16 protein-coding genes are annotated in these 22492 nt (G+C 71.0%); 8 read left to right on the top strand and 8 right to left on the bottom strand.

Annotated elements, in window-relative coordinates; all coding sequences use genetic code 11:
• Nucleotides 1–56: 56 nt before the first annotated feature.
• On the bottom strand, nucleotides 57–767 hold the full coding sequence (locus ACWD10_RS09860) for a response regulator (RefSeq protein WP_451088882.1): 711 nt from the start codon (nucleotides 765–767) through the stop codon (nucleotides 57–59).
• On the bottom strand, nucleotides 764–2602 hold the full coding sequence (locus tag ACWD10_RS09855; protein WP_451088880.1) for a sensor histidine kinase: 1839 nt from the start codon (nucleotides 2600–2602) through the stop codon (nucleotides 764–766). The genes ACWD10_RS09860 and ACWD10_RS09855 overlap by 4 nt, the downstream gene beginning before the upstream one ends.
• Before the next feature lie 225 nt (nucleotides 2603–2827).
• Here ACWD10_RS09855 and ACWD10_RS09850 point away from each other — a divergent pair, with 225 nt between their 5' ends.
• From ACWD10_RS09850 to ACWD10_RS09840, 3 genes are all read left to right on the top strand, one after another.
• Nucleotides 2828–4207 carry a cation:dicarboxylate symporter family transporter gene (locus tag ACWD10_RS09850; RefSeq protein ID WP_451088878.1) on the top strand — a complete coding sequence of 460 codons (1380 nt, stop codon included), beginning with the start codon at nucleotides 2828–2830 and terminating at the stop codon, nucleotides 4205–4207.
• Between the two features lie 244 nt (nucleotides 4208–4451).
• The gene (locus ACWD10_RS09845; RefSeq protein ID WP_451088876.1) at nucleotides 4452–5312 is read left to right on the top strand and encodes a S1 family peptidase; all 861 of its coding nucleotides are present in this window, start codon (nucleotides 4452–4454) and stop codon (nucleotides 5310–5312) included.
• A gap of 97 nt (nucleotides 5313–5409) precedes the next feature.
• On the top strand, nucleotides 5410–5646 hold the full coding sequence (locus ACWD10_RS09840) for a chaplin (RefSeq protein WP_451088874.1): 237 nt from the start codon (nucleotides 5410–5412) through the stop codon (nucleotides 5644–5646).
• Between the two features lie 95 nt (nucleotides 5647–5741).
• Here ACWD10_RS09840 and ACWD10_RS09835 read toward each other — a convergent pair whose 3' ends face one another.
• Entirely contained in the window at nucleotides 5742–6506 is a 765-nt protein-coding gene (locus tag ACWD10_RS09835) for a bestrophin-like domain (RefSeq protein ID WP_451088872.1), read from the bottom strand.
• Nucleotides 6507–6557: 51 nt separating this feature from the next.
• Entirely contained in the window at nucleotides 6558–7211 is a 654-nt protein-coding gene (locus tag ACWD10_RS09830; protein ID WP_451088870.1) for a hypothetical protein, read from the bottom strand.
• A 180-nt stretch (nucleotides 7212–7391) separates the two neighbouring features.
• Between ACWD10_RS09830 and ACWD10_RS09825 the strand changes: the two genes are divergently transcribed.
• The 4 genes from ACWD10_RS09825 (at nucleotide 7392) to ACWD10_RS09810 (ending at nucleotide 11553) form a co-directional block, all read left to right on the top strand.
• On the top strand, nucleotides 7392–8285 hold the full coding sequence (locus tag ACWD10_RS09825; RefSeq protein ID WP_451088868.1) for an endonuclease/exonuclease/phosphatase family protein: 894 nt from the start codon (nucleotides 7392–7394) through the stop codon (nucleotides 8283–8285).
• Between the two features lie 29 nt (nucleotides 8286–8314).
• Complete coding sequence (locus ACWD10_RS09820; RefSeq protein ID WP_451088866.1) at nucleotides 8315–8767, top strand: MerR family transcriptional regulator; 453 nt, start codon at nucleotides 8315–8317, stop codon at nucleotides 8765–8767.
• The gene (locus ACWD10_RS09815; protein WP_451088864.1) at nucleotides 8764–9102 is read left to right on the top strand and encodes a thioredoxin family protein; all 339 of its coding nucleotides are present in this window, start codon (nucleotides 8764–8766) and stop codon (nucleotides 9100–9102) included. Before ACWD10_RS09820 ends, ACWD10_RS09815 begins: the two co-directional genes overlap by 4 nt.
• A gap of 156 nt (nucleotides 9103–9258) precedes the next feature.
• Entirely contained in the window at nucleotides 9259–11553 is a 2295-nt protein-coding gene (locus tag ACWD10_RS09810; protein ID WP_451088862.1) for a HelD family protein, read from the top strand.
• Nucleotides 11554–11562: 9 nt separating this feature from the next.
• On the opposite strand, the gene glgB is transcribed toward ACWD10_RS09810, so the two are convergent.
• The 4 genes from glgB to ACWD10_RS09790 form a co-directional block, all read right to left on the bottom strand.
• A complete protein-coding gene (gene glgB, locus ACWD10_RS09805) occupies nucleotides 11563–13950 on the bottom strand; it encodes a 1,4-alpha-glucan branching enzyme (protein WP_451088860.1) in 2388 nt (795 codons plus the stop codon).
• Between the two features lie 36 nt (nucleotides 13951–13986).
• Nucleotides 13987–15351, bottom strand: coding sequence for a maltokinase N-terminal cap-like domain-containing protein (locus tag ACWD10_RS09800; protein ID WP_451088858.1), 1365 nt, complete (start codon nucleotides 15349–15351; stop codon nucleotides 13987–13989).
• Nucleotides 15352–15478: 127 nt separating this feature from the next.
• On the bottom strand, nucleotides 15479–17197 hold the full coding sequence (treS, locus tag ACWD10_RS09795; RefSeq protein ID WP_451088856.1) for a maltose alpha-D-glucosyltransferase: 1719 nt from the start codon (nucleotides 17195–17197) through the stop codon (nucleotides 15479–15481).
• Nucleotides 17194–19317, bottom strand: coding sequence for an alpha-1,4-glucan--maltose-1-phosphate maltosyltransferase (locus ACWD10_RS09790; RefSeq protein ID WP_451088854.1), 2124 nt, complete (start codon nucleotides 19315–19317; stop codon nucleotides 17194–17196). Before ACWD10_RS09790 ends, treS begins: the two co-directional genes overlap by 4 nt.
• A 440-nt stretch (nucleotides 19318–19757) precedes the next feature.
• Between ACWD10_RS09790 and glgP the strand changes: the two genes are divergently transcribed.
• Entirely contained in the window at nucleotides 19758–22421 is a 2664-nt protein-coding gene (glgP, locus tag ACWD10_RS09785) for an alpha-glucan family phosphorylase (RefSeq protein WP_451088852.1), read from the top strand.
• Nucleotides 22422–22492 lie beyond the last annotated feature (71 nt).

Raw genomic sequence — 22492 nt, 5'->3', positions numbered from 1 at the left:
CTCCGGTGAGCCTGCGATGGCTGCCCGGCGAACGTAAGCGTCCGCTCATGGGCTGGTCAATGTCCTTGCATGAGGTTGCCCAGCCAGCGGTAGTGCAGCTCCGGGCGGCCCACTTGGCCGTACTGCGGGCTGCGGGCCGCGCGGCCGGTGTCGACCAGGTGCTCCAGGTAGCGGCGGGCGGTGATCCGGGCGAGGCCCGCCGTCTCGGCGGCGGTGGCGGCGGTCAGGCCGTCGGGCGACTCGCGCAGGCAGTTGACGATCCGCTCCAGGGTGGGCGCGCTCAGGCCCTTCGGCAGCGCGGCCGGTCCGGGGGAGCGCAGCGCCGCCAGGGTGCGGTCGACCTCCTCCTGGCCCGCGGCCTCCCCGGCGGTCGTACGGAACTCGGCGTACCGCAGCAGGCGGTCCCGGAGCGTGGCGAAGGTGAACGGCTTGAGCACGTACTGCACCACGCCGAGCGAGACGCCCTCCCGTACCACCGTGAGATCGCGCGCCGAGGTCACCGCGATGACGTCCGCCCGGTGTCCGACGGCCCGCAGCGAGCGGGCCAGCTTCAGGCCGTGCCCGTCCGGCAGGTAGAGGTCGAGAAGGAGCAGGTCGACCTGGGTGCGGTCGAGCGCGCGGCGCGCCTCGGCCCCGGAGTGCGCCTTGCCGACGGCCCGGAAGCCGGGGACGCGGTTGACGTACAGGACGTGGGCGTCGGCGGCTACGGGGTCGTCTTCGACGACGAGTACGCGGATTTCTTTCTGGACGGCGTCCGGCTCGGTCATACGGGGGCTCCCTCAGCCTGGTCGTTCTGGTGCAGTGGCAGCCGCACCGTGAACTCCGCGCCCCCGTCGTCCGCCGCGCCCACCGTGACCTCCCCGCCGTGCCGCCGCACCGTCTGCCGTACGAGGGCGAGCCCGATGCCGCGGCTGCCCGGCTTGGTGGACCAGCCGCGGGCGAAGATATCGGCATCGTCCGGCACGCCCTCACCTGTATCGGCGACGCGGACCAGAAGTTCGTCACAGGTGGCGGGGGCCTGTGTCGGAAGTCCCGCCTGCCCCGCGACGCCCGGCACGCACGCTCGCTGCGTTGTCGGGCACACCCCGATACATCCAGTATCGGGGCGACCCTCCGCCTTGCGATCGCACGCACCGGACGCCGCGGGGCCCGCCCTCCGGGCGGACGACGGGACTTCCGACACAGGCCCCCGCGCGGTCACGGTCACCCGGGCGCCCGGCAGCCCGGTCACCGCCTCCACCGCGTTGTCGATCAGATTGCCGAGGACCGTCACCAGGTCCCGGGCGGGCAGGGACTGCGGGAGCACCCCGTCGTCGATCCGACTGTCCGGGGACACCACCAGCTCGACGCCGTGCTCGTTGGCCTGCGCCGCCTTGCCCAGGAGCAGCGCGGCGAGCACCGGCTCGGTGACCGCCGCGACCACCTGGTCGGTGAGCGCCTGGGCCAGTTCGAGCTCCGCCGTCGCGAACTCCACGGCCTCGTCGGCCCGCCCCAGCTCGATCAGCGAGACGACGGTGTGCAGCCGGTTGGCCGCCTCGTGGGCCTGCGAGCGGAGCGCCTGCGTGAAGCCGCGCTCGTGGTTCAACTCGCCGGTCAGCGCCTGGAGTTCGGTGTGGTCGCGGAGTGTGACGACGGTGCCGCGGCGCTCGCCGCCGGAGACCGGGGAGGTGTTCACGACGACCACCCGGTCCGCGGTCAGATGCACCTCGTCGACCCGCGGCTCGGAGGCGAGCAGCGCTCCGGTCAGCGGCTTCGGCAGGCCGAGTTCGGCGACGTTCCGCCCGATGACGGCGTCCTCGTCCCCGACGGCCCGCGGTACGCCGAGGAGCTCCCGCGCCCCGTCGTTGATCAGCGCGATCCGCCGCTGCCCGTCGAGCATGAGCAGCCCCTCGCGCACGGCGTGCAGTGCGGCCTGGTGGTAGTCGTGCACCCGGCTCAGCTCGGCCGCGTTCATGCCGTGGGTGTGGCGGCGGAGCCGGGCGTTGATGACGTACGTCCCGAGCCCGCCGAGCGCGAGCGCCGCGGCCGCGAAGCCGAAGAGCCCGGCGAGCTGCTTTTGCACCTGCGCGGAGATCTCCTCGATGGTGATCCCGGCGCTGACCAGGCCGACGATCCGCCCGTCGTCGCCCGCGCGGTCCGTGCCGCCGTCCCGGATCGGGGTCACGGCCCGCATGGAGGGTCCGAGCGTCCCGGTGTACTGCTCGGTGAAGGTCCGGCCGCCGAGTGCGGGCCCGATGTGGCCGAGAAACTCGTGCCCGATCCGGCTGGGGTCGGGGTGGGTCCAGCGCACCCCGTCCGGGTTCATGATCGTGACGAAGTCGACGCCGGTGGTCCTGCGGACCTCCTCGGCGTACGGCTGGAGGGTGGCCGTCGGATCCTCGCTCCGGATCGCGGCGCGCACGGAGGGGGAGACGGCCACGGCGCGGGCGGTGGCGGTGGCCTGGCGGGCGGCGGCCTGTTCGGCCTGCCGGTGCGCGACGAGGTACGCGAAGACCGCACACCCGGCGACGACCACCGCGACCAGGACGACCTGCATCGCGAAGAGCTGGCCGGCGAGGCTGCGGGGCCGGGGCACATGGGGCACCCGGTGCGGGGTGTGCATGCAGCCAGTGTGCCTGCACGTATAAGTGAGAACTAAATGAACGTAAGGGTGACCCGGGTCACGGCCGTGACGGATATTCTCCGCAACCGCCGCCACGCCGGGAGCCGCACGAAGAGCCGTGGGCGAGCCGCAGCCGAGCCGCATACCCGGGCTCGGCAGGGGCGGAGGTGTACCTCAGGTCGGGCCGTACGGGACGCGGGCCGTAACCGTGATCAAGGAGGCACTGTGGCCGCCAGACGCGACAGGACCCATTATCTCTACATCGCCGTGATCGCGGCGGTGCTTCTCGGCATCGCGGTCGGCTTCGCCGCACCCGGTGTCGCCGTCGAGCTGAAGCCGCTCGGCTCCGGCTTCGTGAGCCTGATCAAGATGATGATTTCGCCCATCATCTTCTGCACGATCGTGCTCGGTGTCGGCTCGGTCCGTAAGGCCGCGAAGGTCGGTGCGGTGGGCGGCCTTGCGCTCGGCTACTTCATGGTGATGTCGACCGTCGCCCTCGCGATCGGCCTGGTCGTCGGCAACATCCTGGAGCCGGGCCAGGGCCTGCACCTCACCGAGGCGGTACGCGGCGAGGGCGAGGCTCAGGCGGAGGGCGCCTCGGCGTCGACGACCGACTTCCTGCTCGGCATCATCCCGAAGACGCTGGTCGCGGCGTTCACGGCGGAGAGTGTCCTGCCGACCCTGCTCGTAGCGCTCCTCTGCGGCTTCGCGCTGCAGGCCATGGGCTCCTCGGGTGAGCCGATCATCCGCGGCATCGGGCACATCCAGCGCCTGGTGTTCCGCATCCTCGGCATGATCATGTGGGTCGCTCCGGTGGGTGCGTTCGGCGCGATCGCGGCGGTGGTCGGCGAGACCGGCCTGGACGCGCTGAAGTCCCTCGCGGTCATCATGATCGGCTTCTACGTGACGTGCCTGATCTTCGTCTTCGTGGTGCTCGGCACGCTCCTGAAGGTCTTCACGGGCATCAACATCTTCTCGCTCCTGAAGTACCTGGGCCGCGAGTTCCTGCTGATCCTGTCGACCTCGTCCTCGGAGTCGGCGCTGCCGCGCCTGATCGCGAAGATGGAGCACCTGGGCGTGAGCAAGCCGGTCACCGGCATCACGGTCCCGACGGGCTACTCGTTCAACCTGGACGGCACGGCGATCTACCTGACCATGGCGTCGCTCTTCGTGGCCGAGGCGATGGGCAACCCGCTCTCGCTCGGCGAGCAGATCTCTCTCCTGATCTTCATGGTCATCGCGTCGAAGGGCGCGGCGGGCGTCACCGGTGCCGGTCTGGCCACGCTCGCGGGCGGCCTCCAGTCGCACCGCCCCGACCTGGTCGACGGCGTCGGCCTGATCGTCGGCATCGACCGCTTCATGAGCGAGGCCCGCGCCCTGACGAACTTCGCGGGCAACGCGGTGGCGACGGTGCTCGTGGGCACCTGGACGAAGGAGATCGACAAGGAGCGCGTCTCGGAGGTCCTTGCGGGCCGGTTCCCGTTCGACGAGAAGACCCTGGTCGACGACCACGCACCCGCCGACGGCGACGGCGACGCGGAAGAAGCGAAGGCCACGGTTCCGGAACAGCCGGGTGGCGGCGACAAGCAGAAGGTGTCCGTCTGACGGACGACACAGCGTACGAGAGGCGGGCCGCTCAAGCAGCGGCCCGCCTCTCGTATGTCAGGAACGTGGTGGCATGTCAGGAACGCGGCGGTATGTGATAAACGCGATCGGACGCGAACCGGGCTTCTCCGTGGGCGAGTTGGCGGCGCGCCCGGAACCCGGGCCCTGAAATCCCCCTCTGACAGGGCGCGCACAGCGCAGCAGTTACCGCAGTTCCTGCCGCATGAAAGCGACGTAACCCCCCATGAATCGACAGAACACCCGTAAGACGCGCCTTGCCGCCGGTCTCGCCGCCACCGCCGCCGCACTCGGCATGGTCGCCACCAGCGCGCCTGCCGCGCACGCGATCATCGGTGGCACCGAAGTGTCCAACGACGCCTACCCGTTCATGACCGCCGTCCTGGCCAAGGGCAAGGGCAGCGCCCTCGACCGCCAGTTCTGCGGCGGCAGCCTGGTCGCCCCGGACGTGGTCGCGACCGCCGCGCACTGCGTCGAGGGCGCCAAGGCCAAGGACCTCCAGGTCGCCGTCGGCCGCACGGTCCTGTCCTCGAAGCAGGGCCAGATACGCAACCTCGCGGAGGACGGCGTGGTCGTCCACCCCCGCTACGCCAAGGGCCAGGAAGCGTACGACGTGGCCTTCCTGATGCTGGCGAAGCCGGTCAAGGGCATCTCGGCGGTCGGCATGCCGACGCCGGGCACGGACTCCCTGCTCCGCCCCGGCCAGAAGGCCACCGTGGCGGGCTGGGGCAACACGGACACCGAACTGCAGCACACCCCGGACCGGCTGCGCGAGGTCAAGGTGCCGATCCTCTCGCACGCCGAGTGCGCGACCAGCTACAAGGAGTACGAAGCAAAGGTCAACTTCTGCGCGGGAGTTGAGGGCAAGGACTCCTGCCAGGGGGACAGTGGCGGGCCCATCCTCCGCAAGGTGCCCGGGCGTGAGGCCCCGCTCCTGATCGGCGTCGTCTCGTACGGCGACGGCTGCGGCGGCCAGGGCGCACCCGGCGTCTACACCTCACTCAGCTCCGGAAAGCTGTGGAAGACCCTGGACGAGTCCCCGTCGGGCAAGAAGCTGAAGCGCAAGCTGAATCGGCCGAACGCGTGAACTCTGGCGGCCGTTGAGGGAGCGGGCGGTACGTCGATTGACCTCGCGTGCATCCTTCAGGTGATCCTGCGATCACTGCTACATAAAGGAGGACGCAATGCGCGTACGTACCGTATTGGCCGCCATTGCCCTGGCGGGCAGCGCGGCTCTGGCAGGAGCGGGCAACGCGGCTGCCGACGCCGAAGGGAAGGGTTACGCGGTGGGCTCCCCAGGAGTCCTCTCAGGCAATGTGGTCCTGGTTCCCGCGCACGTGCCGGTCAACGTGTGCGGTAACACCGTCAACGTCATCGCGGCTGCCAACCCCGCCCTCGGCAACCTCTGCATCAACCGCTGAGCGGCGGCCTTCCGCACCTCTCTGCCCCTTGTCCGAGCACTCCGGACAAGGGGCAGAGGTGTGTGTGGGCGGATGACAGCGAGGCGTCGCCTTGCCTAGCCGCCCGCCGCCTGTGGGAACAGTGCCGTGAACGGTTCGGTCAGGCCCTCCACGTCCCGCGCCACGGGGGAGTCGAACTGCCAGACCAGGAACAGCAGGAATGCGATCAGCGAGGTGAACACGCCCGCGAGGACGAGTTCGCGGGCGGAGCGCCTCAGTTGCAGGGCGAAGAGCATGCCGATGCTGACGAGTCCCCCCGTGACCAGGCCGAACCAGACCAGCGGGCCGAGCGTCGAACCGGACTCCAGGGAGCGCGTGTTGCGCGCCTCGGCGGCCGCCGTGAGCTGGTCGGTGAGGGCGTACGAGGCACGGCTCTCGCCGTCGGTGCGCGGCTGGTGGGCCAGGATGGTGCGGCGTACGTCGGTGAGGAGCCGGTCGCCGCGGGCGGTGAGCTCCCCGGTTTCGGTGTACACGGGCCACTCCTTGGCGACCGCGTGGTGGACGTAGGCATCGACGCCGGAGCGGATCCGGTCGGCCGTGGCGGCGGGGAAGTCGGAGGCGCGCTCGCGGAGTTCGTGCAGCGCGAAGGCCTCGGCGCGGGCGGTGTCCTCGGCGGCCGCGCGCCCCTCCCAGACCCCGGCGATGGCCAGGCCGAGGACGATCGCGTAGACCACGCCGATCATCATCGTCATGTACTCGATGACGTCGGGTGTCTCACTGGTGTCGTTGTTCCGGGCGCGGCGGTCCCGCACGAGCGCGGTGAACACGACGACGGCGACGGCGGCGGCCATGGCGAGGCCGAGCACGAGCCAGTTGCTCAAGGGAGTTCCCTTCAGGGTGAGTTGAGACTGTGCGTGGTGGCTGTGGCGGGGTTACGCGGAGGGGCCGCCCGCTCGGCCGCCCGTTGCCGCGGCACCGGAGCCGGATGCGCCCGCGGCGCCGAACGCGGCGGCGACCACGGCCGGGGCGACGAGGAGCAGCGTCCGGGTGACCGGTGAGTGCCCGGGCTCGTCGGACTGCCGTGGGCGCGCACGCGGGGGCGGCGGGAAGAACGACGGCGTGGGCTCGGCGGCCGCGCGCGGGGACGCAGACGAGGAAGGACTCGGGCTCGGGCTCGACGAGGGCGGCTCGGGGCGCGGTCGCGGCGCTGGGGCGACGGGAGCGGGAGCCGACGTGCTCGTCGGCGGCGGGGGAGGGGGCGGAGGTGGCGGCTCCGGAGTCCGGGGTGGTGGCTCGCGGCGGCAGGCGCGGCGTACGGCCTCGCCCACGTCCCCGGACCGGGCAAGCCGCCCGAGCTCGTCGAGCGGCAGATCGGTATCGGAGTACGCACAACTGTCGGCGGGCGCACGCCCGTTGGCCATGGAGACGGTGGCGGGAGGAGGGACGGCGGAGGTGGCGGAGACGGCGGGGGCGGCCGAGGCGGCCGAGGGCTCAGCGGCCTCCGCGGCGGGGCCGAGCAGCAGCGCGGTAAAGAGCGCCGCGGCAGCCGCGGCGGCCGCATCACGCGTCGCGGTTATCACTGTCACATCGGCACACTGCGCAGCGCGGCCCCCCATCATGTGCCCAAGGCACCCACTTCGTCCGGATGAGGGACTGGACCACCCAAACCTGGACGCGGCGGTCAGGGCGCGGTACACGGCACTCCGACACAGGCCCTGGACGCGGCGCTGCGGGAGTCGTACGCGGCGCTGCGATAGGCATGAGGCATGCGCGTACTGACGTGGAATGTGTGGTGGCGGTTCGGCCCCTGGGAGCAGCGCAGGACGGCCATCCTCGAGGTGCTGCGCGAGCTGCGCCCGGACGTGGTGGGCCTGCAAGAGGTGTGGGCCACGCAGGGCCCGGGTGGCGAGAACCTGGCCGAGTGGCTCGCCGCCGAGCTCGGCATGCACTGGACCTGGGCCGCCTCCGAGGCCCCGGAGCCGTGGCGCCGCCGCCTGCCCGCCGACGCCCCGGACCGTGCGGTCGACGTCGGCAACGCGGTGCTCAGCCGCTGGCCGGTCCTCGACCGCGCGGTGCTCCGGCTCCCGGTGCCGCGATACGTCAACGGCGCTGTGGGCACCGAGGACGACGGGCGGCTCGCCCTGTACGCGCTGCTCGACGCCCCCGGCCACCCGGTGCCGTTCTTCTCGGCCCATCTCACGGCGTCGGTCACCGGGTCCGCGATCCGCTGCCAACAGGTCGCCGCGATCGCGGAGTTCGTCGCGGAGCGCCGGGGCGCCTCGGCCTTCCCGCCGGTACTCACGGGCGACTTCAACGCCTGGCCCGACTCCGACGAGATCCGGCTCCTCGGCGGCTACCGCAGCGCCCCCGTCGTCCCCGGCCAGCTGCTGCTCGACGCCTGGGAGTACGCCGATCCGGCGGCGCCCTCGGCGACCTGGGACCCGGAGAACCCGTATGTCGCGGCGACCTTCTCGCCGCCCGTCCGCATCGACTACGTGCACGTCGGACAGACCGGCCCGGACGGTCTGGGCCGGGTCCTGTCGGTACGGCGGGCCGGGCACGGGCCGGTGGGCCCGGACGGCGTGTGGCCGTCGGACCACGCGGCGGTCCTCGCGGAGCTCGCCGGGCCCGCCACCGACACCGACACCGACTGGCCTTGACGCCGGCGTCAAGGATTACCGTCCTTCGTATGCGCATCGGCGAACTCGCGGAACGGGCCGGAACCACCACGCGCACGCTCCGCTACTACGAGTCACGCGGCCTGCTGCCCGCACGCCGCGGCAGCAACGGCTACCGCACGTACGACGAATCCGACCTGCGGCTGCTCCGGCAGATCCGGACGCTCCAGGACTTCGGCTTCGACCTGGAGGAGACCAGGCCGTTCGTGGAGTGCCTGCGCGCCGGCCACCCGGAGGGCGACTCGTGCCCGGCCTCGCTCGCGGTCTACCGCCGCAAGGTGGCCGAACTCGACGCTCTGATCGGGGAGTTGACGACCGTACGGGCTCAGGTGGGCGCCCAACTCGCGCGCGCCGAGCGGGCGATGACTCAGCTCGCGGACGAGGCGTACGACGGGGCGGCGGCGCCCCGATGCGCACTGATGACCGACCCATGGGGAACCAGCCCGGAGGGGGAAGAACAGTGACGGTAAAGGCGACAGACCTGCCCGAGGTGACCGACGCGGACTTCGCACAGGAGGTCCTCGGCGTCACCGACCGCCCGGTGCTCGTGCAGTTCACGGCGGTGTGGTGCGGCCCGTGCCGCCAGTTGGCGCCGGTCCTGGCGGAGATCGCGCGGGAGGAGGGCGAGCGGCTGAAGGTCGTACGGCTCGATGTGGACAGCAGCCCGGAGACGACGATCGCCCACAAGGTCATGGCGACCCCGACGCTCCTGGTGTTCCGCGGCGGCGAGCCGGTGAAGTCGCTGGTGGGCGCGCGCCCGAAGCGGAAGCTCCTGGAGGAGCTGGCGGACGTCCTCTGAAACCAGCTGTCTCCCGGTAAAGAAAAATACCCCGGCCGTTTGACGGTCGGGGTATTCGACTTGGTATATTGAGTGTTTCTGTGCGGGCATAGAAAAAGCCCCTTTTGGGGGCTCATCTGGCTCAACTAGAAACACGGTATCCCACAAGGAGTCGAATTGTCAACCGGGGAATCTGTTGAATCGGCTGAATTGCGCCGGGAGCAGCAATTCGTCGATCGCCTCTACGCCCGCCTCGACGAGCTGCGGGCGGAGCGCGAGGCCGCCGCACGCTCCGCGTTGGCCCAGCTGGGAAACGGTATGCAGGCCAAGCTGGAGCGGGATATCACGGCCGACGAACGGGTCCGCAGCGCGGCCGAGCTGAATGCTGTCGAGTCCGGTCTCTGCTTCGGCCGAATTGATCTCTCGGAGCCGAACTCCGACGGTGTCGACCACCACCACATCGGCCGTATCGGAATCCGCGCGGGCGACACGGCCCGCACCCCGCTCCTGATCGACTGGCGCGCCCCGGTGGCGAGGCCCTTCTACCTCGCGACCGGCCACACCCCGATGGGCATCCGGCGCCGCCGCCACCTCACCACCGAGGGCCGTACGGTCACCGCGCTGCAGGACGAGATCCTCGACCTGACGGACGAGACGCGTACCGGCTTCGAGGACCACAACGCCGACGCGGTGCTGCTCGCCGCCCTGAACGCGGCCCGTACCGGCCGCATGGGCGACATCGTGCAGACCATCCAGGCCGAGCAGGACCGCATCATCCGCGCCCCGCACCAGGGCGTGATGGTCGTCGAGGGCGGCCCGGGCACCGGCAAGACGGCCGTCGCGCTGCACCGCGCCGCGTATCTCCTCTACGCACAGCGGGAGTTGCTGGCCAAGCGGGCCGTCCTGATCGTCGGCCCCAACCCGGCGTTCCTCGGCTACATCGGCGAGGTGCTGCCGTCGCTCGGCGAGACCGGGGTGCTGCTCGCCACCGTGGGGGAGCTCTATCCGGGCGTCCACGCGAAGGGCGCCGACACTCCTGACGCGGCCGCGGTGAAGGGCCGGGCGGAGATGGCGGAGGTACTCGCCGAGGCGGTACGGGACCGGCAGTCCGTCCCCGACCCGTACCTGGAGATCGACCACGACGACGGCACGCTCTACCTGGAGCGGGCCATGGCGGAGGACGCCCGGGCCCGGGCGCGCGAGACCCGCCTTCCGCACAACCTGGCCCGCCCGTACTTCGTGTTCCACCTCATCGACGCGCTCACCGACCAGCTGGTGGAGCGGCTCGGCGCGGACCCGTACGGCGGGCCGAACCTGCTCGGCGCGGACGATGTCGCGCAGCTCGGCAAGGAGATCGCCATGAGCACCGAGGTGCACGCGGCCATCGACACGCTGTGGCCGCCGCTGACCCCGGAGGGCCTGGTCAGCGAGTTCCTCGCGGACCCGGTCGGTTACGTATCGGACGACGCCGCGAAGGCCATCCGCCGCGAGCCCGGTGCGCCCTGGACGGAGGCGGACATCCCGCTCCTGGACGAGGCGGCGGAGCTGCTCGGCGTGGACGACTCGGCCGAGCGGGCCGCGAAGGAGGCGGAGCGGCAGCGGCAGATCGAGTACGCGCAGGGCGTCCTGGACGTGTCGTACGCCTCGCGTACCTACGAGTTCGAGGACAAGGAGGAGAATGCCGCCCGTAGCGGCGACGACGCCGCTTCCGAGGTCCTGTCGGCCCACGACATCATCGACGCGGAGCGGATGGCGGAGCGCCACGAGGAGGCCGACCACCGAACGGCGGCCGAACGCGCGGCGGCCGACCGCACCTGGGCCTTCGGCCACGTCATCGTCGACGAGGCGCAAGAGTTGTCCCCTATGGCCTGGCGCCTCCTGATGCGCCGCATCCCGACCCGCTCGATGACCCTGGTCGGCGACCCGGCGCAGACCGGCGCCGAGGCGGGCGTCGGCTCCTGGGCGGACATCCTGGCTCCGTATGTGGAGGACCGCTGGGAGCTGACCCGCCTGGGCGTCAACTACCGCACACCAGCCGAGATCATGGACCTGGCGGCAGGCGTGGTGAAGGCTGCGTCTTCGGCGGACCCGACTTTCGAGCCCCCGAGCTCGGTCCGCTCGACGGGCGTACGCCCCTGGCTCCAGCACACCAGCGACCTCCCGTCAGCGGTAGCGACCGCGGTGACCCGCGAACTCCCCGAGGAGGGCCGCCTCGCGGTCATCGCCCCCCGCGACCTGCACGAGCCCCTCGCGGCCCACCTCGACGGCGTCACGGCCGGAGCCGAACCCGACCTCACCCACCAGGTGGTCCTGCTTGACGCCCGCCAGTCCAAGGGCCTCGAATTCGACAAGGTCCTCGTCGTCGAACCCGCCGCCTTCCAGACCAGCGACCTGTACGTGGCCCTGACCCGGGCCACACAGGGGTTGGGGGTGCTGTACTCGGGGCGGCTTCCGGCCGGGATGGGGGAGTGACGACGCTGCCTACGCCGGGCGCAGCCACACCGTCGCCAGAGGCGGCAGGGTCAGATGCAGGCTGCTCGGGTGGCCGTGGCTGGGGATCGGGTCAGATTTCAGAGGGCCCGAGGGGTTGGTGATGCCGCTGCCGCCGTAGTGGAGGGCGTCCGTGTTGAGGAGTTCGCGCCAGGCGGGGATCTCGTCCGGTACGCCCAGGCGGTAGCCGTGCCGGACCATCGGGGAGAAGTTGCTGATCGACAGGAGTGGGGGCGTGCCCTCCGCGCCGTAGCGGAGGAACGCGAGGACATTCAGGCCCTCGTCGGTCTCCGTTTCCGTGATCCAGGCGAAGCCCGCAGGGTCCGTGTCCCGTTGCCAGAGGGCCGGTTCTGCCGCGTACGTCGTGTTCAGGTCGCGGACGAGGTCGCGTACGCCTCGGTGGTCGGGCTCGGCCGCGTACGACGGGTCGAGGAGCCACCAGTCGGGGCCGTGGGCCTCGGACCACTCCGAGCCCTGGGCGAACTCCTGGCCCATAAAGAGGAGTTGCTTGCCGGGGTGGGACCACATGAAGGCCAGGTAGGCGCGGTGGTCGGCGCGGCGCTGCCACCAGTCGCCGGGCATCTTCGAGACCAGGGCGCGCTTGCCGTGCACCACCTCGTCGTGGGAGATCGGCAGGACGTAGTTCTCGCTGTACGCGTACACCATCGAGAACGTCATCTCGTGGTGGTGGTGCCGCCGGTGGATCGGGGCCTTCGCCATGTAGGAGAGCGAGTCGTGCATCCAGCCCATGTTCCACTTCAGACCGAAGCCGAGGCCGCCGAGGCCGCTGGGTCCGGTGTGGTGGGTCGCCCGGGTGACGCCGTCCCAGGCCGTGGACTCCTCCGCGATCGTCACCACGCCCGGTACGCGGCGGTACACGGTGGCGTTCATCTCCTGAAGGAACGCCACCGCGTCCAGGTTCTCGCGGCCGCCGTGTTCGTTGGGCGTCCACTGGCCCTCCTCGCGCGAGTAGTCGAGGTAGAGCATCGACGCCACGGCGTCCACCCTGAGGCCGTCCAGGTGGAACTCCTCGCACCAGTACACCGCGTTCGCCACCAGGAAGTTGCGGACCTCCGTCCGCCCGTGATCGAACTCCAGGGTTCCCCAGTCGGGGTGCGCGGCCCGCGCCGGGTCCTCGGGCTCGTACAGCGGACGTCCGTCGAATGCGGCCAACGCCCAGTCGTCGCGCGGAAAGTGCGCCGGGACCCAGTCCATCAGGACACCGATGCCCGCCCGGTGCAACGCGTCCACCAGGTACTTGAAGTCGTCCGGCGTGCCCAGGCGGGCCGTGGGCGCGTAGAACCCGGTCACCTGGTAGCCCCACGAGCCGCCGAAGGGGTGCTCCGCCACCGGCATCAGCTCCACATGCGTGAAGCCCAAGTCCTTTACGTAGGACGGTAGTTGGGCCGCCAGGTCGCGGTACGTCAGGCCGGGGCGCCAGGACGGCAGGTGTACCTCGTAGACCGAGAACGGGGCCTCGTGGGGGCCCGGGTGCGCGGCCCGCCGTGCCATCCACTCGCCGTCCCGCCAGGTGTGGTGCGAGACGTGGACGATCGACGCGTTCGCCGGGGGGACCTCGGTTCGCCGTGCCATCGGGTCCGCGCGCAGCGTGCGGTGGCCCTCCGGCGTGGTGATCTCGAACTTGTACAGCTCGCCCTCGCCCAGGTCCGGCACGAACAGTTCCCATACGCCGCTGCCGCCGAGCGAGCGCAGCGGAAAGCCCGTGCCGTCCCAGTAGTTGAAGTTCCCGACCACGCGCACGCCGCGCGCGTTCGGCGCCCAGACCGTGAAGCGGGTGCCCGCCACGCCCTGGTGGGTCATCGGGTGCGCGCCAAGCACCTGCCACAGCTCCTCGTGCCTGCCCTCGCTGATCAGGTGCAGGTCGAAGTCGCCGAGTGCGGGCAGGAAGCGGTACGGGTCGTGGGTGTCCGGGGTTGTCCGGTCGTACGCGATCCGAAGGTGGTACTCCGGCGGGTGCCCGAGGGGAAGCAAGCCTGAGAAGAAGCCCTCGCCGTCGTTGTGGAGTTCGGTGCGTACGCCGTCTTCGGTGAGGGCCGTGACCTTGCGGGCGTACGGGCGCAGGACGCGGAGTGCTACGCAAGCCGCGCCGTCCTTCCCGTCCGGCAGCGGGTGTGCGCCGAGTACGGCGTGCGGGTCGTGGTGCGTGCCGTTGAGGAGGCGCTCGCGGTCGGGGGAGGTGAGCGCGGCGGGGTTGTCGGGGGTCCTGTGGGTCTTCGGTTGCGGCGGCTGCCGGGGGATCTGCCGCTTCGCCGCCGCCTGCTTCGGGCTCGGCTGTGGCTGTGGCTGTGGCTGTGGCTGTGGCTGTGGTTGCGGTTGCGGGTTCGGGTTCCGCTTCGCCGGCTTCCTGCTTGCGGGCACTGCATCGCCTCTTCGGGGGTGGGGGAGGTCCGGGGCTCAGGGGGCGGTCGCGGTGGCCAGGCGGCGGACCGCCGCCATGGGGACGGGCAGCCAGTCGGGGCGGTTCCGGGCCTCGTAGAGGACCTCGTAGACGGCTTTGTCGGTCTCGTACGCGTGCAGCAACTCCGGTATGGAGCGCGGGTCGTGGCCGTACTGCGCCGCGTATCCGGCGCAGTACGCGTCCCGGCAGCGGTCGGCCAGGGCGGGCGCGCGGCACAGGTGCGCGGCGTAGTCGAAGGAGCGCAGCATTCCGGCCACGTCGCGGACCGGCGGCTGCGGGTGGCGGCGCTCGGCGAGCGGGCGGGCCGGTTCGCCCTCGAAGTCGATCAGGGCCCACGCGCCGTCGGGCGTGCGCAGACACTGCCCCAGGTGGAGATCGCCGTGGATGCGCTGGAAGCCGCCGTTCCCGTCGCCCGCCGCGGGCAGGGCCGCGAACACGGCCGCCAGGCCGGGGACGTGCGGCCGCAGTGCCGGGACCGCGCGGGCCGCCGCCTGGAGGCGCTGTGCCATTCCGGCGGCGATCCGCTCGGTCCGTGCCCGGTCCAGGGGGAGCGTGGGCAGGGCGGCGGCGAGGGCCTGATGTGTCTCGGCGGTGGCCCGGCCGAGCGCCCGCGCCTCCGCTACGAAGTCGCCGCCGTCGGCCAGGGCCCGCAGGGTCAGGGTCCAGCCGTCCTCGGCACCGGCGAGGTAGGGCTGTAGTACGCCGAGCAGGCTGGGCTCCCCGGCCGTGCCGGACCCGTACCGCTCGAACCAGGCCACCGGTGCGGGCACCCGCGCGCACCCCTGCCCGGCCAGGGCGAGCGGCACCTCCAGGTCCGGATGCGCGCCGGGCAGCACGCGGCGGAACAGCTTCAGGATGTACGTATCGCCGTACACCAGCGACGAGTTGGACTGCTCGGCGGCGAGCGGTCGGGGTGCGAGGCCCCCGCGTATCTCCGCCGACGGGGCGCGCGTGAAGCGCAGCTCGCCCAGGCGGCCCGGCAACCGCAGCCGTTCGAGCACGAGCCCCGCGAGCCGGGGGTCGAGCAGCCCCTCGTAGACCACGTACCCGGCCAGGGGCCCCGCGTCCGGCCGCCCGATGCGCGCGCCCGCGAGGCGCGGCGGCAGACTCCGCCGCACCCCGAGCAGCAGCTGGTAGCAGTCGCCGCCGTTGACCCCCTGCCGCACCCGCACCAGCAGATGCAGCAGCCCCGGCGCCGTCGGCGACATCACCCCCGGCGGCAGCAGCTCCGTCGCCGAGACCAGGCCGACCCCCGTGACCGGGCGGCCCTTCCCGGCGAACCAGCGCTGCCGCGGCAGCCACTCCTTCAGAAGCGGCTCCAGGGAGGGCAGAAGCCCGAGTCTTATACCGGTTTCCGACATGGCGGTGTCCTTAAGCGGAGTCCTTGCACGGAGTCCTTGTACGGGGGCCTTACGACGAGTCCTTACGACGGATCCTTACGACGGATCCTTACGACGGATCCTTACGACGGGTCCTTACGACGGGTCCTTACGACGGGTCCGCACGCAGGCGGAACCAGTAGAAGCCGTGCCCGGCGAGCGTCAGCAAGTACGGCAGTTCACCGATGGCCGGGAACCGCACCCCGCCGATGAGCTCCACCGGGTGCCGCCCGGTGTGCGCGCTCAGGTCGAGTTCCGTGGGCTGCGCGAAGCGCGAGAAGTTGTGCACGCACAGGACCAGGTCGTCACCCTCGCCCCCTGATGGGGGCATCTCGCGCAGGTACGCGAGCACCGCCGGGTTCGAGGACGGCAGTTCGGTGTAGGTGCCGAGGCCGAACGCCGGGTTCTGCTTGCGGATCTCGATCATCCGGCGGGTCCAGTGGAGCAGCGAGGACGGGGACGACATCGACGCCTCGACGTTCGTCACCTGGTAGCCGTACACGGGATCCATGATGGTCGGCAGATACAGCCGCCCCGGGTCACAGGACGAGAAGCCCGCGTTCCGGTCCGGGGTCCACTGCATCGGCGTCCGCACGGCGTCACGGTCCCCGAGCCAGATGTTGTCCCCCATGCCCACCTCGTCGCCGTAGTAGAGGATCGGCGAGCCCGGCAGGGACAACAACAGGGCCATGAACAGCTCGATTTGGTTGCGGTCGTTGTCGAGGAGCGGCGCGAGACGGCGGCGGATCCCGATGTTGGCGCGCATTTGCGGATCCTTGGCGTACTCCGCGTACATGTAGTCGCGCTCTTCGTCGGTGACCATTTCGAGGGTCAGCTCATCGTGGTTGCGCAGGAAAATCCCCCACTGACAACCCGACGGAATAGCGGGAGTCTTCGCGAGGATTTCCGAGACGGGGTGGCGGGATTCGCGGCGTACGGCCATGAAGATCCGCGGCATCACCGGGAAGTGAAACGCCATGTGGCACTCGTCGCCGCCGCCCTCGAACTCCCCGAAGTAGTCCACGACATCCTCGGGCCACTGATTGGCCTCCGCGAGCAGGACCGTATCCGGGTAGTGCGCGTCGATCTCCTTCCGGACGCGTTTGAGCATCGTGTGCGTCGCGGGCAGGTTCTCGCAGTTGGTGCCTTCTTCCGCGTACAGATACGGGACCGCGTCGAGGCGGAAACCGTCGATCCCCAGGTCCAGCCAGAACCGCAGCGCGGCCAGGATCTCCTCCTGTACCGCCGGATTCTCGAAGTTGAGGTCCGGCTGGTGCGAGAAGAAGCGGTGCCAGAAGTACTGTTTGCGGACCGGGTCGAAGGTCCAGTTGGAGGTCTCCGTGTCGACGAAGATGATGCGGGCGTCCTGGTACTGCTTGTCGTCGTCCGCCCAGACGTAGTAGTCGCCGTACGGCCCGTCGGGGTTCGTGCGGGACTCCTGGAACCACGGGTGCTGGTCGCTGGTGTGGTTCATGACGAAGTCGATGATGATGCGCATGCCGCGCTGGTGGGCGGCGTCCACGAATTCCACGAAGTCGGCCAGATCGCCGAACTCCGGGAGTACGGACGTATAGTCCGAGACGTCATAACCGCCGTCCCGCAGCGGGGACTTGAAGAACGGCGGCAGCCACAGGCAGTCCACGCCGAGCCATTGCAGATAGTCGAGTTTTGCGGTGAGGCCTTTCAGGTCGCCGATGCCGTCGCCGTTGCTGTCCTGGAAGGAGCGGACGAGGACTTCGTAGAAGACGGCGCGTTTGAACCAGTCGGGGTGGCGGTCCTTGGCCGGGGTGTCCTCGAAGGTGTCCTGGACGGGCTCGTTGACGATCATTGTGTGGGTGACCCTCCGATCGACGGGGTGGACGGTCGCAGGACACTGCCGTGCTGACCCGGGGAACACCCCCCGGAGCCCCGGCCGACCAGCAGCACATGAGCGCCGCCCGGCCGCAGGCACACGTAGTTGGCCCTGCCCCAGTGGTAGGTCTCGCCGGAGAGCTCGTCGCGCACCGGCACGGTCTCGTGCCGGTCGAGGCCGAGCGCCGGCAGGTTCAACGAGACCGTGGCCTCCTGGGTGTGGTGGGCGTCGAGGTTCGCGACGACCAGAATCACGTTCGAGGCGTGCTCCCCGGAGCCCCTCTTCGAGTACGCGATGAGCTGGTCGTTGTCCGTCTCGTGGAAGTCGAGCGAGCGCAGTCGGCGCAGCGCCGGATGGCGGCGGCGCAGCCGGTTCAGGGCGGTGATCAGCGGGGCGATGGAGCGGCCCGCGCGCTCGGCCGCCGCCCAGTCGCGCCGCTTGATCTGATACTTCTCGGAGTCCAGGTATTCCTCGCTGCCCGCCCGCAGCGGCACGTTCTCGCACAGCTCGTACCCGCTGTACATGCCCCAGGTCGGCGAGAGCGTCGCGGCCAGGACGGCCCGCACCTCGAAGGCCGGACGGCCGCCGTCCTGGAGGTAGCCGTGCAGGATGTCGGGCGTGTTCACGAAGAGGTTCGGCCGCAGATACGCCGCCGCTTCGCCGCTCAACTCCCGGGCGTAATCGGTCAGTTCGTGCTTCGCGTTCCTCCAGGTGAAGTACGTGTACGACTGGTGGAAGCCGATGCGTGCGAGCGTGTGCAGCATCGCGGGGCGCGTGAACGCCTCGGACAGGAACAGCACATCGGGGTCGGTGCGGTGGAGCTCGGCGAGCACCTCGTCCCAGAAGCAGACCGGCTTGGTGTGCGGATTGTCGACGCGGAAGATCCGTACGCCATGGGCCATCCAGAAGCGCAGGATCCGGAGCGTTTCGTCGACCAGCCCTGGCATGTCCTGGTCGAAGTCGAGCGGGTAGATGTCCTGGTACTTCTTCGGCGGATTCTCGGCGTACGCGATCGTGCCGTCCGGGCGGTGCCGGAACCACTCGGGGTGCTTCTCCACCCACGGGTGATCGGGAGAGCACTGGAGCGCGAAGTCCAAGGCGACTTCCAGGCCGAGCTCGGCGGCCCGGCGCACGAACGCGTCGAAGTCGTCAAGCGTGCCCAGATCCGGGTGGACCGCGTCGTGCCCGCCGTCCGGGGAGCCGATGGCCCAGGGCACGCCGACGTCGTGCCGGTCGGCGGAGAGGGTGTTGTTGCGGCCCTTGCGGTAGGCGTGGCCGATGGGGTGGATCGGCGGCAGATAGACGACGTCGAAGCCCATCGCGGCGATGGCGGGCAGCCGCTCGGCGGCGGTACGGAAGGTGCCGTGCGGGCGCTCGCGGGTGCCCTCGGAGCGCGGGAAGAACTCGTACCAGGAGCCGAAGAGCGCCCGCTCCCGCTCGACCCGCAGCGGCAGCTCCGGCGACACCGTGACGTGCTCGCGCAGCGGATGCCGGGCCAGGGCCGCGTCCACGTCCGGGGCCAGGGCGGCGGCGAGCCGCGCCGTGGCCGACCGGCCGGTGTCCCGCAGCCTGGCCACGGCGGCGCGCAGGGCAGCCCGCCCCGCGCCCGGAGGCATGCCACGCGCGGCGCGCTCGTACAGCAACGCGCCCTCTTCCAGGGCGAGTTCGGCCTCGGCCTCCGATCCCGCTGCGGGATCCCGGCTGCCCGCTTCGGACCCCTGGCGGCCTGCTTCGGACCCCTGCCCCGCGCGCACCTTGATCCCGGCGGCACGGCGCCACGTCGTCACCGGGTCGCTCCACGCCTCCACGCGATACGTCCAGTCGCCCTCGGCGTCCGCGCTGACCTCGGCGCCCCAGCGGTCGGTGCCCGGGGCGAGCTCGCGCATCGGGATCCGGGGGCCGCTGCGGCCGTCCGGATCTCGGAGTACGACGTCGGCGGCGACGGCCTCGTGGCCCTCGCGGAACACGGTCGCGGTCACGTCGAAGGCCTCGCCCACCACGGACTTGGCGGGGCGCCGCCCGCACTCCACGAGAGGGCGGACGTCCTGCAAGGGGATGCGGGGGACGCGGGGGACACAGTCTGGGGGTCGGTTCACGGGAACGGCCCTTCACTCAGGCGGGGGCGAACCAGGGTGCGGGGGAGGGGTGCTGCGTTCCATCTGCTAGGAGCCTGCCCGCCGTCCGAGCGCGGGCAATCCGGTGCCTTGTTAACTACTAGGACGTAGGCGCTCACACAAGACGAGCGGGCCCGGATGTGGCTGATCCGGTGAACCCGTGGCGGAGTTGGGAGTGGGTCGTCCATGGGGGGTGGGGCGGTCGTATATGAGTGGGGGGCGTGCGCGCCTTTGCGCCGTGGCCGGGGGTCCGGTGGGCGGCTACGGTCGTAGATGCTTGTCTCTACGCGTAGCTGCTTCCAGCTCTACGCGTAGGTGATGGTGATTTTCCGACACGAACCCGCCCCGCCCCGCCCCGGCCGCCCGCCCCGGCCCTTTTGGCCCCTTCGGTTCCGCCCCAGGCGAGGAGAGTGTGTGACCCCGTGAAGGCCATCCGTCGCTTCACCGTCCGCCCCGTACTGCCCGAGCCACTGCGACCACTCACCGGTCTTGCCCAGAACCTCCGTTGGGCGTGGCACACCGAGACCCGTGAGCTGTTCCGGCAGATCGACCCCGACCGCTGGAACGGCGACCCGTTCCGGCTGCTCGGCGGCGTACCGCCCGGCCGCCTGGCCGAGCTCGCCGAGGACCACGACTTTTTACGCCGCCTGGACGCGGTCGCGGAGGATCTGCGCGGCTATCTGACGCGGGACCGGTGGTACCAGGAGCAGACACAGGACCCGAGGCAAACACAGGAGCAGGAGCAGGACGAGACGTACGACGGCGGGGCCGGGGACCGTGGCGACCGCCTGCCCACCGGCATCGCCTACTTCTCCCCGGAGTTCGGCATCACCGGCGCCCTGCCCCAGTACTCCGGCGGCCTCGGCATCCTCGCCGGTGACCACCTCAAGGCGGCCAGCGACCTCGGCGTGCCGCTCACCGGGGTCGGCCTGCTCTACCGGCACGGCTACTTCCGGCAGTCCCTGACCCGCGAAGGCTGGCAGCAGGAGCACTACCCCATCCTGGACCCCAACGAGTTGCCGCTCACCCTGCTCCGGGAGTGCGACGGCACCCCCGCCCGTATCGCCCTCGACCTGCCCGGCGGCCGCCGCCTGTGGGCACACATCTGGCAGGCCCAGGTCGGCCGCGTACCCCTGCTGCTTCTTGATTCGGACGTCGAGGAGAACGGCCCCGGCGAACGCGAGGTCACCGACCGCCTCTACGGCGGCGGCAGCGAGCACCGCCTGCTTCAGGAGATGCTCCTCGGCATCGGCGGCATCCGCGCCCTGCGCACATACAGCCGTCTGACCGGCCATCCCGCCCCCGAGGTCTTCCACACCAACGAGGGCCACGCCGGTCTCCTCGGCCTGGAGCGGCTCCGCGAACTGGCCGACGGCGGCCTGGACTTCGACGCCGCGCTCGAATCCGTCCGGGCCGGAAACGTCTTCACCACGCACACGCCCGTTCCCGCCGGGATAGACCGTTTCGACCGCGAGCTGGTGGCCCGGCACGTCGGCGACGGCGCCGAACTGCCCGGCATCGACCCGGCCCGGATCCTCGAACTCGGCATGGAGACGTACCCCGGCGGCGACCCGAACGTCTTCAACATGGCCGTGATGGGGCTGCGCCTGGCCGGGCGGGCCAACGGCGTCTCGAAGCTGCACGGGCGGGTGAGCCGCGAGATGTTCGCCGGACTGTGGCCGGGATTCGACCCCGAGGAGGTGCCGATCACGTCCGTGACGAACGGCGTGCACGCGCCGACCTGGGTTGCGCCCGAGGTGCTTCGCGCGATGGCCGATCCCTCCGACCCCGCTGGTCCCTCCAACCCCTCCGTTCCCTCCGATCCTTCCGGTCTCTCCGATCACGAGATCTGGGAGCTGCGTCGGGCGTTGCGGGAACAACTCGTCGCGGAGGTACGCACCCGCCTGGCCGCCTCCTGGCGGGAGCGCGGTGCCTCGGATGCCGAACTCGGCTGGATCGACGGCGTCCTCGATCCCGGCGTCCTCACCATCGGCTTCGCCCGTCGCGTCCCCGCGTACAAGCGCCTGACCCTGATGCTCCGTGATCGCGACCGCCTGATGGAGCTGCTCCTGCACCCCGAGCACCCGGTGCAGATCGTGGTCGCGGGCAAGGCGCACCCCGCGGACGACGGCGGCAAACGCCTCATCCAGGAGCTGGTCCGCTTCGCCGACGACCCGCGCGTGCGCCACCGCATCGCCTTCCTGCCCGACTACGGAATGGCGATGGCCGAGAAGCTCTACCCCGGCTGCGACGTTTGGTTGAACAATCCCCTCAGGCCACTTGAGGCATGTGGAACATCAGGAATGAAGGCGGCCCTGAACGGCTGCCTCAACCTGTCGGTCCTGGACGGCTGGTGGGACGACTGGTTCGAGCCGGACTTCGGCTGGGCCATCCCGACCGCCGACGGCCCCGGCACCGACGAGGACCACCGCGACGACCTGGAGGCGGCCGCGCTCTACGACCTCCTGGAGCAGCGCATCGCCCCGCGCTTCTATGAACACGGCCCCGACGGTTTCCCGTACCGCTGGACGCACATGGTCCGCCGGACCCTGACGGAGCTCGGCCCGAAGCTCCTGGCCGACCGCATGGTCCGCGAGTACGTGACCCGGCTCTACGTCCCCGCGGCCCGCGCCCACCGCGCCCTGGATGCCGGGACGGTCACGGAGCTGGCCGCCTGGAAGCAGCGCGTGCGGGCGGCCTGGCCGGGGGTGGGCGTCGACCACTTGGACACCTTGGCTCCGACGTGCCCGATCGCCGAACTCGGCTCCACGCTGGCGCTGCGGGTGTGCGTACGCCTCGGTGACCTGACGCCGGACGACGTCGAGGTCCAGGTCGTCACCGGCCGCGTCGACACGGCGGACCGCATCACGGACGCGTCCGCCGTCCCCCTGAAGCCCGTGAGCGGGCCCACCGCGGAGGACCGCTGGGTCTACGAGGGCCCCCTCACCCTCGACCGCACGGGTCCCTTCGGCTACACCGTCCGCATCCTGCCGGCCCACCGTCTCCTGGCGTCCGCGGCGGAACTCGGCCTGGTGGCGGTGCCGTCGGAGCTGGTGGTGGAGGGGGCGGGGGTGCTGATGCGGTAGACGAGGCGGGCCCCCGGGCGGCGTACGGGCGGCGGGCGGGACACGTGACGCGAGCTGTTGGCCAACGGCTG

It is taken from the genome of Streptomyces sp. NPDC002851 (assembly GCF_053591935.1).
The sequence above is the reverse complement of the archived record's forward strand: the minus strand, read 5'-3'. Positions and strand labels throughout refer to the sequence as shown.

Excerpts from the sequence above, each read along its gene's own strand:
- treS (WP_451088856.1), bottom strand. The coding sequence starts at position 17,197 with ATGATCGTCAACGAGCCCGTCCAGGACACCTTCGAGGACACCCCGGCC.
- ACWD10_RS09845 (WP_451088876.1), top strand. The coding sequence starts at position 4,452 with ATGAATCGACAGAACACCCGTAAGACGCGCCTTGCCGCCGGTCTCGCC.
- ACWD10_RS09800 (WP_451088858.1), bottom strand. The coding sequence starts at position 15,351 with ATGTCGGAAACCGGTATAAGACTCGGGCTTCTGCCCTCCCTGGAGCCG.
- ACWD10_RS09855 (WP_451088880.1), bottom strand. The coding sequence starts at position 2,602 with ATGCACACCCCGCACCGGGTGCCCCATGTGCCCCGGCCCCGCAGCCTC.
- ACWD10_RS09820 (WP_451088866.1), top strand. The coding sequence starts at position 8,315 with ATGCGCATCGGCGAACTCGCGGAACGGGCCGGAACCACCACGCGCACG.
- ACWD10_RS09860 (WP_451088882.1), bottom strand. The coding sequence starts at position 767 with ATGACCGAGCCGGACGCCGTCCAGAAAGAAATCCGCGTACTCGTCGTC.
- ACWD10_RS09840 (WP_451088874.1), top strand. The coding sequence starts at position 5,410 with ATGCGCGTACGTACCGTATTGGCCGCCATTGCCCTGGCGGGCAGCGCG.
- ACWD10_RS09825 (WP_451088868.1), top strand. The coding sequence starts at position 7,392 with ATGCGCGTACTGACGTGGAATGTGTGGTGGCGGTTCGGCCCCTGGGAG.